We start from the raw sequence: 14,082 nt of genomic DNA on the forward strand, positions 1-14,082 counted from the left end.
CTGCGACGCTTATCTAAAACGCCGACTGTTTTTATCTCGTGGCTAAGTGATAATGCGCTGCCGAATCAGGAACCGCGCCAAGCGCGTCCTGCACACTTTGCATGCGTTACAACAGAGGGCAACTCAGCCTATGTGGAACAACGGTCTGCTCGACCTGTCCGTCTGGCAATTGGTCGCAGTCATTCTGGCGATGACTCACGTCACCATCGTCGGCGTCACAGTCTATCTCCATCGCTATTCAGCTCATCGCTCGCTGGAACTCAATGCCGGACTCAAGCACTTTTTCCGTTTCTGGCTGTGGCTGACCACGGCACAGAACACCCGCGAGTGGACAGCCATTCACCGCAAGCATCACGCCAAATGTGAAACTGTAGACGACCCGCACAGCCCCGTCATAAAAGGTTTGTCCACCGTGCTGCGCAAAGGTGCCGAGCTTTATCGCGCCGAAGCGGAAAACCCGGAGACGCTGCGCATCTACGGCAAGAACTGCCCGGAAGACTGGATCGAACGCAATCTGTATTCGCGGTACCCGCGTCTTGGCGTGGTCATCATGGGTGTAATCGACCTCGCGCTGTTCGGCGTCATCGGCATCACCGTCTGGGCCATCCAGATGATGTGGATACCGGTGTGGGCGGCAGGTGTGGTCAACGGATTGGGGCATGCGGTGGGCTATCGCAACTTCGAGTGCCGGGATGCTGCGACCAATCTGGTGCCGTGGGGCATCCTGATTGGCGGCGAAGAGTTGCATAACAACCATCACACCTACCCCAATTCGGCGAAGCTGTCGGTCAAGCGCTGGGAGTTCGACATGGGCTGGGCCTGGATCAAGCTGTTCTGCTGGCTGCGTCTGGCGAAGGTGCAGCGCGTTGCACCCATTGCCCATCGGGTCGAAGGCAAAGGCCACGTGGACATGGACACCGCCATGGCGATCCTCAACAACCGGTTCCAGATCATGGCGCAGTACCGCAAGCTGGTGATCGCTCCACTGGTGCAGCAGGAACTGGCCAAGGCCGATGCGTCGGTTCGTCACCAGTTCCGCCGCGCCAAGCGGCTGCTATCGCGGGAAACCAGCCTGCTGGAAGACAGGCACCAAGTGCGCATCCAGAACATGCTGGAGCACAGCCAGGCCCTGAAAGTGATCTACGAGAAGCGTCTGGCGCTGCAGCAGATCTGGGTCAGGACCAGTAGCAACGGCCATGACATGCTCGCAGCTGTCAAGGACTGGGTACACGAAGCCGAAGCAAGCGGGATTCAATCCCTGCGCGACTTCGCCGATCAGTTGAAAACCTACTCGCTCCGCCCCCAACACACCTGAGCCGTTGATCGGCGCAGGCTCTATGGGCGTGCGCCGATCGGAACTTAGAGTCACTACGCCAATCTCATTATCACCTTCGCACTATGCTGTGTGACATGTTGTGGCATGCGCCGCACCTTATTTTGAGATGCAGTGCTCATGGACAACCAGACCCCCTCGATCGACACTCCAGCTCCCGCAGAAACCCTTTTGGCACTGATGCACGCCCAAGCGGAAGTCGCGCGCCTGAGTGAGCGTGAACAGCTGTTCAGTTCGTTGCTGGTGAGTGTTAACGCAGTGCTTTGGGCCTACGATTGGCAGACCCAGCGCATGATCTACGTCAGCCCGGCTTACGAGCGGATTTTCGGTCGTTCGGCAGGGCTGTTGCTGGCCGATTACAACGAATGGCGTGACAGCATATACCCCGATGACCTCGATTACGCCGAGCGCAGCCTCTGTGAAGTGCTGGAAAAAGGCTCCATCGAAGACCGCGAGTATCGGATCATCCGTGCCGACGGACAGGTACGCTGGCTGAGCGACAAATGCTTCGTCAGCCATCAGGCAGAACACAGCCAGCGCCTGATCGTGGTGGGCATTGCCGAAGACATCACCGAGAAGAAGCAGCTGGAAGACGAGCTTCAGCGCCTGGCCACTACCGACGTGCTGACCCAGAGCAGCAACCGTCGTCACTTCTTCGAATGCGCCCAGCGCGAATTCGAGCAGGCGCGCTTGCAAGGTACGCCGATGGCGTTTCTGTTGCTCGATGTGGATGACTTCAAACTGGTCAACGACACCTATGGTCACCAGCAGGGCGATCTGGTGCTGCAGGGCATTGCCGAATGCGGGCGCAAGACCCTGCGGCGCGGCGACCTGTTCGGACGGATCGGCGGCGAGGAATTTGCAGCGGTCTTTATCGGCTGTGCGCCGGACATGGCCAGGCAGATCGCCGAACGCCTGCAACGGGAAATCCAGCGCCTGAGCTTCCAGCGCGTTGACAGGACGTTCGGCATCACTGCCAGCCAGGGCCTGACCAATCTGAGCCCTGAAGACCAGAATCTGGAAGCCCTCTTTGCCCGCGCTGATGCAGGGATGTATCAGGCCAAGCGCCAGGGCAAGAATCAGATCGTGTTGGTTTGAGCCACAAAAAAACCTGCCGAAGCAGGTTTTTTTCTAACGATCCGATCACATTCTGATCACCCGTGACCGGCCGTCATCTGGCCATCAGGCGATCTCAGCGAAGCACTCTTCGATGATCTTCAGCCCCTTGTCCAGTTGCTCGTCCGGCGAGGTCAGCGGGACCAGCACGCGCAACACGTTGCCGTAGGTGCCGCAAGACAGCAGGATCAGGCCCTTGTCACGCGCTTTGGCAATCACTTGCGCTACAGCAGCGGCATTCGGCTTATGAGTATCACCGTTTTCGAAACACTCGACCGCGATCATCGCACCCAAGGCACGCACTTCGCCAATGACCGGGTGCTTGGCCTGGATGGCGCGCAGGCCAGTGACCAGACGCTCGCCCACCGCCTTGCAGCGGTCCAGCAGATGCTCTTCTTCGAACACGTCCATGACCGCCAGCGCTGCGGCGCAAGCGATTGGGCTGCCCGCATAGGTGCCGCCCAGACCGCCCGGGGCGATGGCGTCCATGTATTCAGCCTTGCCGCACACACCGGCCAGCGGGAAGCCACCAGCGATGGATTTGGCGAACGTGGTCAGGTCGGCGGTGACACCCATCTGCTCCATGGCGAAGAACGTACCGGTACGGCCAGCGCCGGTCTGAACTTCGTCGGCAATCAACAGGATGCCGTGCTTGTCGCAGAGTTCGCGCAAGCGAGCCATGAAGGCTTTCGGCGCAACGTAGAACCCACCTTCGCCCTGAACCGGCTCGATGATGATCGCGGCGATGTCCTTGGGCTCGGCGTCGTTCTTGAAAATTCGCTCGATGCTGGCGATGGAGTCGTCAACGCTCACACCGTGCAATTCGTTCGGATACAGCGCGCGGAAAATGCCGCCCGGCATCAGGCCCATGCCTGCCGAGTAAGGCACAACCTTGCCGGTCAGACCCAGCGTCATCATGGTGCGACCGTGGTACGCGCCAGTGAAAGCGATCACCCCGGCACGGCCCGTAGCAGCACGGGCAATCTTGACGGCGTTTTCCACAGCTTCCGAACCGGTGGTAACCAGCAGGGTTTTCTTGTCGAAATCGCCCGGAACCTTGGCGTTGATTTTTTCGCACAGCTCGACGTAAGGCTCGTACGCCAGCACCTGGAAGCAAGTGTGGGTCAGCTTGGTCAGTTGCTCTTGAACCGCTGCGACGATTTTCGGGTGCAGGTGACCGGTGTTCAGTACTGCGATACCACCAGCGAAGTCGATGAACTCACGGCCTTCAACATCGGTGACAGTAGCGTTCTGCGCCGACTCGGCGAAGATCGGGTGAATTTGACCAACGCCACGCGGGACAGCGGCTTCGCGGCGTTTCATCAGGGATGCGTTGGTTTTGCTCATGGTTTCCTCATTCACCGCTCATCGAGCGGCGTGGTTCAAGGAGCGGCGGGGGTCAACAACGGCAGCATACGATGATCGACTGCCGCGGCCTCCCGGCCAGCAAATAGGGTTTGAGTGCTGCAAAAAACCTGCGCAACGTCGCTCTCGCGTCGCGCAGGCGCAATACCGGTGCCTTAAATAGAAAGGCAGAGGTATTTGATCTCCAGGTAATCTTCGATGCCGTATTTCGAACCTTCACGACCCAGGCCCGACGCTTTCACACCGCCGAACGGCGCGACCTCGTTGGAGATCAGGCCGGTGTTGATGCCCACCATGCCGTATTCCAGCGCCTCGGCAACGCGGAACACGCGGCTCAGGTTCTGCGCGTAGAAGTACGATGCCAGGCCGAACTCGGTGTCGTTAGCCATGGCAATCACTTCAGCTTCATCTTTGAAGCGGAACAACGGTGCCAGCGGGCCGAAGGTTTCTTCTTTGGCGACCGCCGCGTCTTTCGGAACGTTGATCAGAATCGTCGGCTCGAAGAAATTGCCTTCCAGGCTATTACCGCCGCTGAGCACCTTGGCGCCTTTACTGAGCGCGTCGACAATGTGTTCCTTGACCTTGGCCACCGCTTTTTCATCGATCAACGGGCCGGTGGTGGTGCCTTCCGTCAGGCCGTCGCCGACTTTCAGCTTGGCAACGGCGGCTTTGAGCTTCTCGGCGAAGGCGTCGTATACCGAATCCTGCACATAGATGCGGTTGGCACAGACGCACGTCTGACCGTTGTTGCGGTATTTGGAGATGATCGCGCCTTCGACGGCCTTATCCAGGTCCGCGTCGTCGAACACGATGAACGGTGCGTTGCCGCCAAGCTCCAACGAGACTTTCTTGATGTCATGGGCGCACTCGGCCATCAACTGGCGGCCAATATCGGTCGAGCCAGTGAACGACAGCTTGCGCACGATCGGGTTGCTGGTCAGTTCAGAGCCGATGTCACCCGCACTGCCGGTAACCACGCTGAACACGCCGGCCGGAATGCCCGCGCGCTCGGCCAGCTCAGCCAGCGCCAAAGCAGAAAAGGGCGTTTGCGAAGCAGGTTTGAGCACCATGGTGCAGCCGGCAGCCAGTGCAGGGCCCGCCTTACGGGTGATCATCGCAGCCGGGAAGTTCCAAGGGGTGATCGCAGCGGTGACGCCGATGGGCTGCTTGAGCACGATCAGGCGCTTGTCCGGCTGGTGGCCGGGAATTACATCACCGTAGACACGCTTGGCTTCTTCAGAGAACCACTCGATGAAGGATGCGGCGTAAACAATTTCGCCCTTGGCTTCAGCCAGCGGCTTACCCTGCTCCAGGGTCATCAGACGACCGAGATCGTCCTGATTTTCAATCATCAGTTCGAACCAGCGACGCAGCTTGGCACCGCGCTCTTTGGCGGTCAGCGCACGCCAGGCCGGCAGGGCCTTGTCGGCAGCTTCGATGGCACGACGGGTTTCAGCGGCGCCCATTTTAGGCACGGTACCCAGAATCTCGTTGCTCGACGGATTGTTGACCTTGATGGTCTGGCCGCTGTCGGCATCAGCCCAGGCGCCATTGATGTACGCCTGCTGGCGGAACAACTTCGAATCTTTGAGCTGCATGTCGGCCTCCTAAACAGCACCGCGCAAGGCGGAGCAATTGTTGATTATTAAAGGCGCCTTCGGTTGAGGCTGCCGTCAGGAAAACATTCGCCAGGCCCCGCACGCACAGATCGCGAAAAGCGCGGACGGCTGAGCGGGAGCGTTTGAAATCTCAAACGAATCCTAGGATCAACGCGCCTAAAGGACAATAGGGTGTTCGAAAAAAAGAACAAACGCGCCAAAACCATGAAACAGCGGCTAATCGGTTGCAGCTGCCAGTGCCCTTGATCGCCTTGAAAGACGCGCTCCGATTAGGTGATGAATACGTACTTTACGGGCACACGCAGCGCCATCAAAGGCTCACCAGTACGCAAGGTATCAATAGTCCCGTGCCCGAATCCGCAAGGTCATGTCTCAACGCGATACACACGGCAAGTCAATGCATTGGACGCTTTGGACGTAGATGGGTATTATGGCGCCCGCGTTGCACCTGTAGCTCAGCTGGATAGAGTACTGCCCTCCGAAGGCAGGGGTCATGGGTTCGAATCCCGTCTGGTGCACCATCTTCTATCCCTTGTATTACAAGGGGTTAGCTCCACTGCCAGAAACCTGTCCTAGTCCTGAAAGTCGTTTTTGCCACAAATTTGCCACACTCAAGTGTGGCGGGAATGGTCGAAATGGCAACAATCAGGAATCGCGGCGAGTATCAGTGGGAAGCGCAAATTCGCCGTAAGGGCTATCCAGCCCAGCGAAAAACCTTCGAAACCAAATCCGATGCCCAAGCCTGGGCACGCATGATCGAAAGCGAAATCGACCGAGGCATCTTTGTCTCTCGCGTCGAGGCTGAACGCACTGCCTTTCATCAACTCATCGATCGCTACATCTCCGAAATTGCTCCGAAGCACAAAGGCGCGTATTCAGAAATCAAACGCCTGGAAGCACTCAAGCGTCATCCGCTGGCGACACGCATCGTTGCGACCCTTACCTCTTCAGATTTTGCCCGCTACCGTGACGAGCGCTTGAAGATCCGTAAGGGCAACACGGTGAAGCGTGAACTCGCGTTGTTCCAATGCGTGATTGAGGTTGCTCGTCGTGAGTGGGGAATTCATCTTGCCGAGAATCCGGTCAGGATGGTCAGCCGTCCCAGCTACAACGACGAACGCTCGCGACGGCTCGACCCAATTGAAGAGCAATACATGCTTGGCGCGTTAGAGCTTCGTGAGCGACGTGCTGATGGGACCTACGCCGATGCATCACACAATCCCTGGATACGGCCCATCGTCCAACTGGCGATTGAGACCGCCATGCGCCGTGGCGAGATTTTCGAGCTGCGCTGGAAGCATGTGAACCTGGAACGTAGAACCGCGCACCTTCCTGCGACGAAGAACGGCCTGCCCAGAACCGTCCCGCTTTCACCAAAGGCCATTCATCTGCTGAAGGATTTGCCACGCTCGCTGTGCGGTCGCGTCTTCCCCACCACGGCTGATGCACTCAAAAAGGTCTTTGTGCGAGGCCTGGAGCGAGCCAGGCTGAAATACTTGGGAGATTGCGAAGTGGCGCAGGTAATGCCTCAGGAAGACTTCCTGATCAATCTGCGCTTCCACGACCTGCGGCATGAAGCGACCTGTCGGCTTGCGACCAAGCTGCCGAATTTGATTGAGCTTGCGAGCGTGACGGGGCATCGGGAGGTGAACATGCTGAAGCGGTATTACAACATTACTGCGGAGGAGCTGGCGGCCAAGCTGGCTTGATCGAACCACACCCGACGGTGTCGGTAATTGCACTGACGGAACATCATTGCGCACGGCTGAGCCAGTCGTGTGCATCGGATGAGGCCAACACACTGGGTGTTTTTGACCGGCAGAAGTCTGCCGATTCTGTTGAAAACAGTCGGGTCTCTCGAATTGCCAGAAATCTCACCGGTGGAGAAGCGTTTTTTGCGCGTTGTTACGTGAAATCTGTGTACGGATGCCTGTGCGGCACTTCAAGATTTCAATCTCATGCGCTCACTTTTCTGCCGTGAAAACCACCTCCGACTTTTTCAACAGAATCGACCAGAAGCGGCCGGACGACCGATTAGACTGGTGCGGTTAGTGGTTCGGCGTCGCGCGCCCATCGCTAGTTTTTTTAAAAAGCTTCAGCTATTACAATTCTGGTACGCCTGTGAATAATCATTCACGAATTTCATCAGCTTCCTTTTCCAGCTTTTCAGTTCTGTCACTTTCAGCGATAGGATCTGTAAGCTGGCGCTTAAATTTAGCGCGGACCGCCCATGTTTCTCTCTACAGAGAATTACCTAGCTCAGTTTCGCCGCCTCATCGAGAGCGGTACCAGCGTATCGCTTGCTGTTGCCTTCTGGGGGCGGGGAGCGGATAAATTGATTGAGGACGTGTGGGCCGGCATTTCCTTACGTATTCTTTTCAATTTTGGCAATGGCGGTACCAATCCTCAGGTCATCCGTGATCTTTTAGACCTAGGCTTACCAGGGCTCGAGTTACTGATAGCCGACGACCTACATGCCAAGGTAGCAATCAGCGAAACCGCTGCGATAGTTGGATCAGCCAACGTATCTGTTAACGGCCTTGGTCTTGAAGGTTCGGAGTGTGCTGGCTGGAAGGAAGCTGGCGTGCAGATTGATGACAGTGCGCAGGTGGCTGAGGTGCAGGGATGGTTCGACGCCCTGTGGGCTCGTGGAGAGGCAGTAACAGACGAGCGCCTGACAGCAGCGCAAATCCAATGGGACAACAATCGCGCCAGCCGTCCCAAGCTGTCCAAAGGCTTCTACCAAGCACTTGAAGCAGGTGAGCTAGATGGTCGCGGCATTTATGTTGAGGTACACCGGTTAGACGCCAGTGTAGAAGCCGAGGAAGCTGCGGCTGAGGCTATCAGCGACGCGCAGCGAGACGGTATGCTGGGAGCAAGAAACACACAGGTAGACTGGTACGAAGATTGGCCAGAGGACTATGACGAGCCCCTGCCCACCGATAAGGCGATTATCTCGGTGTATTACTCACCAAATAAGGGCGTGTCCGTAAGCGGGGCCTGCGAGCGGATACCATTTATGGACAGGTCATTCAAGAACGCAGTCGGCCATACGTCTTCACTTGTCATGGTACGAAAGCTGAAGGAAGTGGAAGGGTTCGCCTTTAGCAGAAGCGATGCTGCGAAGTTGACCAAAATAATCAGACCATGGGTGAAGAGCCTGTACGCCGAGGAAGACTCGGACATCGCCCGGTGTCTCTCCTTGGACGTTTTCTTCGACTGGGATAAGAAGAAAAAGGAAATGTCTTAGAGTACCCACTGCGTTTAAGAGGCGCGGTCTACCAGCCACCCAGTCAAGCCGTTGCCCACGGCAAAACCGGCAAGGTCGGCAAGGTCGGCAAGGTCGGCATCATCCCAAATCATGAACGCGCCGTCTCCAGACTCCTTTAGAACAAGATTGGATCAATCATTCAAAACTTGGTAGCACTTCACAATAAGCTATTCATCCATCTTCCGCCAGTTTACAATCTAAACATTGGATCAATCTAACTATAACGCGCTAAAAGCATCGACCACTTACCTCGTTGCTTCGAACTTTTTCATTACACTGAATAACCCCGAACAATCGGCAGACACTTTGCACTAAACCCAGTTAAACACTGAGCAAAATCAAGGGTACACAATGACTATTTGTGCAGCATGGATCAGAAAGATCGGTAAATGCGAAGAACTGATGTTCGTTTCAGATAGTCGCTTGTCGGGCGGCAGAAATCTAGATTACTCGCCAAAGATCATTACTCTTGCTAGATCAGATTGCGCAATTGCTTTTGCCGGGGAAACCGATATGGCTTACCCCTTGATGCATCAAATTTCCCTCGCAATTTCATCCTACAATCGCGCTAAGACCCGCGCCATGGATATACGCGAACTTAAGACACATAGCATTAAAGTCTTGAACAGCATGGCATCATCTATTTTCAGTGATATTCCAGAAATGAAAGATCCTGACGTATCATTCCTGCTGGGTGGTTACTCGTGGATAAACAAGTGCTTTGATATTTGGGGAATTAGATACGCAAAAAAAGAAAAGTGTTTTATTGCAAGACATGTGAATAGCTGGGTTGGTGGAATGGATCCAGTATTATTCGGCGGCGATAAAGCCAAGGAAGCCAACAAAAACTTGGTTAAGCTTATGCAAAGAAAGGGAGCCTTAGTTGGTAGCAAGGCAGTCAACAGCGCTTTCGATATGGAGCCACTTGAGGTCGTAAGAGATATGCTGCGCAGCAGCAACAAAAATGACAGTATCGGCGGAGCCCTTCAGGTAGTTAAGGTTTATCAGCATATGAATGCACTGCCTTTGGGTGTTTTTTGGCCTGATCGAGCTAGCGGTTCTGTTTATATACAAGGACGCCCTCTTCTTGGGTATGAAAGCACTGATTTCTGGGTCATTGACCCTGACACTTTCCACTCAGAAAAGGTTAACCGAAAATCTGTTGAAGTATAATCCAGAATATCCGTGCGGACGGAGAGACAACTATCCCCCCGTCCGTTATAGGGTCCAGGCTGTGTAAAAACGCATGCATCGTTTTAAAGTCTGCTTTGCTACGTAAAGTCTGCCAGCGGCTTGGTTAATCAGCAGACCAGAATTTTGCGTAGGAGCGCGATTTTTGTTCCGATTGTCAATTCTTTCCTAAAAACGTTTTTACACAGCGTCGGCCGCTTTCCACCCTTCACAACAGGCAGCAATCGGCCAGAAGCGGACGGTCTCATTGGGGTTGAGCTGGTCTTCCTGAGGCTCGAAAAAATATAGATCAATTTGGTCGTGCTGCGGACTTCCAAGCTATTGCCCGACAAGCTTGGATTGATAAATCTCAAAACATCTTCTAAACTAAAACTGCCAATATGATAAAAATAGGGCGATGATTTCTTGGCAAAAGATTTGTCCGTATGTATTGCCTCCGAGCTACTTCATAGAGACTTTTATAACCAAAGACCTCCCAAGCATTCATGCTGAACTATTGCCGAGCAATAATGACTTTAAGTTTTCGCCGTCGATCTATTGCCAATCTAATAAGTCATAATCGAGCTGTGAGTTCGGCATGGTACCCTCCTTGGGGTAGATTGCTAAATTTGGCGGTAAAAAATGCCCAGCATATTTTATCTGCTGCAACTATTTATTGGTTTATCATTCCATTAGCCTAAACCAATCTCGGACAGTAAGCTTCAACCTGACAACTTCATCTTCGGCCAGAGGACTACAGTGCGCTATTGGCCCCCGCAAAAGATTTAGGTTGCTCATGACTCGGTTGAATCCTTTTTGACTATTAAAAAGGTCACCAAACTTTTCCCAGTTTTTTCGCACAATCTCACCAAGCTCACCGAATGTAGTATAATCTAATTCATCTTCGGATCTTTGAGTGAAAGCCGAATCAATTTCTCTCTGAATATTGTCCTTTACGTTCTTACGAGTTTGATCCGGTATATCTGCTGTTTCCCACCAGTCATCACCTAGCTCTGAAAGTAATTTTTCATTAATCATTTTTCTGATAGAAACCTCTAGGCAGTAGAATAATTCATAATGAACCGCCATTTCTCGTGCTTCCACGCGTATTAGGTGCTGAAACTGCGGGTAGTATTCATCATCTTTCTCTTCTGATAAATGTATGTCTCTACCTAAATCTATTTTCAGATCTCGCTCAACATGGTCAAGAGACCTCTCTGCCATCTGGTTCGAAATTGCGAATAGCTTTATCTTGTCTTCCATCATGATTTCTTCAGTAAATTTTCTCGCAGGCTTTTGAAGATGGCGTTGAAAACAGCCACATCATCGGTTTTAGGCAGCACTAAGTTTATTGTATAGGAAAGACTCAAGCCAAATTCCTCTGCAATATTTTGAGAGCCGTTTGTTTTCAGTCGCTCGGGTAGCTCGGTCTCTTCATTTACTAACGGTTTCTCATGGACAATGTCGGACGTGGAGATTTTGAAATCTGCGAAACCCTTCAATGCTTCAAACGTACCGACGACTGCTTGTACCGTTTTGTTGCCTTTTTCTGATCCTGTCATTTCGACAATCAGCCCCTCAAGATCAGATTTACTGAGGCTATGCGCGTATTCGTTTCGAGAGTATATGTCGGAGTATCCTTTTCGAATCGCTTCTGCCATGGCCGCTTTTGAAATTGCTTTATTAGTGTTCCTGAATTGCTTATATAGATCTGTAGGACTACCATCGCTTGAAAGAAATGCTATTTTCTTTGCTAGCGATATAAAGGCTCTAGCACTGCCTCCGCTAAATCCAAGCTCAGTAGCCAAATAGTCTTGTGTAAATCTGTCAGGAGTGGCTGCTACTTTTATTTTCTCCAGCACCTTGGCTACTAACCCAGTGGCGTTCATATAAGGCGGATACGATTTTGCCATTACAATTTCCTTTTGCTTTAAGGCACGTTTCTGGGACTAGTATTTGGTTGAGGGGCGGGCTTTAGCCCGTCCTGAGTGAGCGAAGCTTGCGGCTTGAAAGTGCGGCAGCAAATCCCTTCCCAACTCTACTCGATCCGCAGGAAGCGTGTCTATTGCACGTGGGTTACGCCGCACGGCAGAAATAGGTCTGCCGAGGTCGAGGCACCTCCTATAAATCTCGTAGCGCATGGCCGGGTCCTTACCTTTACTCAGCACGAAGGCACCATTTGCATAGGCAGGATATTTTTCACCGGAGCGAGGGGCCAAAAAACGTCCGCCTTTGGCTGTTAGCCGACCTCGGCGAATGGCGGCTTTGGGTCGAATTTAGTCGATCAATGACACCCAGTATGCTGGTCAAATCGAATGCAAACGGACGGTCAAGTCCATGCAATTACTCATCTAGGGACAGAACAAGCTCTCTAGTACCTGAGTCGGTTCGCAATCGAGTAGCCGCAGCCTCATCGCGCTCACGCTGCCTAAGCTGATAAATCTCATAAAAGCACTCGACAACCTGCGCCTTGGTCAACTCAGGCAGCGTCGTCCGGCGTTTGAGGGTGTTCACTATTTTGCGTGCGCAGAGCTGAGCAGCTTCTCGCTCATATGAACGAAAAGCCAAATCGCGGAAAGCCCACATGCTGATCAAGTCGCTTGATAACGCCCATAGCATCAAACGCTGATAGGTGGACCACGCCATACGTGTGTGGCCGCTCAAATACCGTCGGAGAATCCGGCCGTCCGCGTCTTTGAATCCATAAACTCCCAGCTCCGTCAGCAGCCGCTCAAGGGCCACCCGCGACATCCCCGACTTGCGCAAAATGGCTGAGAACAGGTACTCAAGCAGATCCACGGGGACGCGGACCACAAAGTTTCTCCGGCCCGTTTCCTCATGACGTTTCAGTTCACGAAAAACAAGCTGGAAGGCTTCATCCGGGTCGACATCTGCATCGGGAATGTGTGGCTGCATAGAGCCATTCTTTGGCTTATTCGCGCATCTGTCAAAAAGGTGTCCTAGTGATTCCGCAGTCGCATGGCGAAAGCTGGAGGCATTCCATAGCAGCCGAGCGACAGTCACGATGAGCATCGATTACGAAACCATTCAAAAAATTCAGAAGCTAGCAGATGACGTACTGATCGGCGTTGCCGAGGTCGCTGCATTGACAGGCTTCAGCGCTCTGACCGTGCGTCAGCGCAAATTGCCGGGGCTTGAGCCCGTTCCCGGCCTGTCACGCTTGCGATGGCGGCTAGGTGATCTCAGACAGTGGATGCGTACCGGGGCAATCACATCGGCTCCTCTCCTCAAGCAAGCCTCGACCGAAGGACCACATAAAGTCGGGCGCCCTACCAAGAAGTCTCAGGTGGAGGCTCGGAAATGAGTGAGCTGGAATTATCGGTTCATGCCGCAACCGGGCAGGAACCACAGGATCAATTGAAATCCAACACCTATTGGTTTCACATTTTCCAGGCCATGGTGGATCACGAACTCGCAAAGCTAGGACCGTATGCATTCGCGGTTTACTGCGTTATCAAATCCCACTGCGACATCAGAACGGGACTGTCGATTCCTTCAATCCCAACCATTGCTCGCAAAGCTGGGATCAGTCCACGCCAGGCCATGCGCGAGATCAAAACGCTCGAAACCCGGGGCTACATCAGCAGGACGCGGTCCCGTAAACATAACGAATACAAGCTCACGGAAAAAATCGCGATCAGCGACTCGCAAGGCAGACCCAGAGGCCAAGCACAGTGGGAGTATCGCCCCGCCCAGATCAAAAGCACGGTTGATGAGCTGAAACGTATGCTCTTCAACAGGGAGGCAGTCGGCCAAGGTATTCACATCGAAAACCTACAGATCATCGAGAACCAGACCAACATCGGCTTCCAGATTAGCCAAGCTGACTTGGATCATTTGGCCGAGAGCAATCCGGACATCTACACCAAGCTGCTGTCTATCCGGAACTCGATCCGGGAGCGCAAGGCGACCAAGACATGAGTTATACACAGGACCGCCAGTCACGTGACAGGGTGGCATGCATGCGCTCGCGTCAGGTGACTGTGTGACATGTGTAACCTGATTTGAGGTGACACAGAGTCACTCATACAAGAAGAGAAAAAAACATATCAATTGGAACACCCTTGCTGCTCGCGACCCGACAAGATCTAGGGAAATCCTGAAAAAGACTTCCTGATTTGGCAAAATCCCCGGACACCAATCGCCGAGCTTTTCGATGATGAAGCAAATGACCTTCGCCGATGCCG

12 protein-coding genes and 1 tRNA gene are annotated in these 14,082 nt (G+C 53.6%); 8 read left to right on the forward strand and 5 right to left on the reverse strand.

Features of this window, described 5'->3' with window-relative positions:
* Nucleotides 1-130 precede the first annotated feature (130 nt).
* Together desA and EC915_RS20770 are read left to right on the forward strand one after the other, a co-directional pair.
* On the forward strand, nt 131-1,315 hold the full coding sequence (gene desA / locus EC915_RS20765) for a delta-9 fatty acid desaturase DesA (RefSeq protein WP_133752387.1): 1,185 nt from the start codon (nt 131-133) through the stop codon (nt 1,313-1,315).
* 138 nt (nt 1,316-1,453) lie between these two features.
* Nucleotides 1,454-2,431, forward strand: coding sequence for a sensor domain-containing diguanylate cyclase (locus EC915_RS20770; protein ID WP_133752388.1), 978 nt, complete (start codon nt 1,454-1,456; stop codon nt 2,429-2,431).
* A gap of 84 nt (nt 2,432-2,515) precedes the next feature.
* Here the strand turns inward: EC915_RS20770 and gabT are convergent, their stop codons facing one another.
* A complete protein-coding gene (gene gabT, locus EC915_RS20775; protein WP_133752389.1) occupies nt 2,516-3,796 on the reverse strand; it encodes a 4-aminobutyrate--2-oxoglutarate transaminase in 1,281 nt (426 codons plus the stop codon).
* A gap of 173 nt (nt 3,797-3,969) precedes the next feature.
* The gene (gene gabD / locus EC915_RS20780) at nt 3,970-5,412 is read right to left on the reverse strand and encodes an NADP-dependent succinate-semialdehyde dehydrogenase (protein WP_133752390.1); all 1,443 of its coding nucleotides are present in this window, start codon (nt 5,410-5,412) and stop codon (nt 3,970-3,972) included.
* A 465-nt stretch (nt 5,413-5,877) separates the two neighbouring features.
* Between gabD and EC915_RS20785 the strand changes: the two genes are divergently transcribed.
* The 4 genes from EC915_RS20785 (at nt 5,878) to EC915_RS20800 (ending at nt 9,877) form a co-directional block, all read left to right on the forward strand.
* Nucleotides 5,878-5,954, forward strand: a tRNA-Arg gene (locus EC915_RS20785).
* A gap of 105 nt (nt 5,955-6,059) precedes the next feature.
* Nucleotides 6,060-7,142 carry a site-specific integrase gene (locus EC915_RS20790; RefSeq protein WP_256658796.1) on the forward strand — a complete coding sequence of 361 codons (1,083 nt, stop codon included), beginning with the start codon at nt 6,060-6,062 and terminating at the stop codon, nt 7,140-7,142.
* A gap of 521 nt (nt 7,143-7,663) precedes the next feature.
* Complete coding sequence (locus EC915_RS20795) at nt 7,664-8,683, forward strand: phospholipase D family protein (protein ID WP_133752391.1); 1,020 nt, start codon at nt 7,664-7,666, stop codon at nt 8,681-8,683.
* A gap of 372 nt (nt 8,684-9,055) precedes the next feature.
* A complete protein-coding gene (locus EC915_RS20800) occupies nt 9,056-9,877 on the forward strand; it encodes a hypothetical protein (protein WP_133752392.1) in 822 nt (273 codons plus the stop codon).
* Nucleotides 9,878-10,558: 681 nt separating this feature from the next.
* Here EC915_RS20800 and EC915_RS20805 read toward each other — a convergent pair.
* From EC915_RS20805 to EC915_RS20815, 3 genes are all read right to left on the reverse strand, one after another.
* Entirely contained in the window at nt 10,559-11,140 is a 582-nt protein-coding gene (locus EC915_RS20805; RefSeq protein WP_256658797.1) for a Swt1 family HEPN domain-containing protein, read from the reverse strand.
* Nucleotides 11,137-11,787, reverse strand: coding sequence for a DUF5343 domain-containing protein (locus EC915_RS20810; protein ID WP_133752393.1), 651 nt, complete (start codon nt 11,785-11,787; stop codon nt 11,137-11,139). Before EC915_RS20810 ends, EC915_RS20805 begins: the two co-directional genes overlap by 4 nt.
* Before the next feature lie 430 nt (nt 11,788-12,217).
* On the reverse strand, nt 12,218-12,790 hold the full coding sequence (locus EC915_RS20815) for a hypothetical protein (protein WP_133752394.1): 573 nt from the start codon (nt 12,788-12,790) through the stop codon (nt 12,218-12,220).
* Between the two features lie 109 nt (nt 12,791-12,899).
* Here EC915_RS20815 and EC915_RS20820 point away from each other — a divergent pair, with 109 nt between their 5' ends.
* Entirely contained in the window at nt 12,900-13,199 is a 300-nt protein-coding gene (locus tag EC915_RS20820) for an AlpA family transcriptional regulator (protein ID WP_122688000.1), read from the forward strand.
* Complete coding sequence (locus EC915_RS20825) at nt 13,196-13,816, forward strand: helix-turn-helix domain-containing protein (protein WP_133752395.1); 621 nt, start codon at nt 13,196-13,198, stop codon at nt 13,814-13,816. Before EC915_RS20820 ends, EC915_RS20825 begins: the two co-directional genes overlap by 4 nt.
* Nucleotides 13,817-14,082: the final 266 nt, after the last annotated feature.

Source organism: Pseudomonas sp. LP_7_YM (assembly GCF_004364435.1).
In the GTDB taxonomy this organism is placed as follows: domain Bacteria; phylum Pseudomonadota; class Gammaproteobacteria; order Pseudomonadales; family Pseudomonadaceae; genus Aquipseudomonas.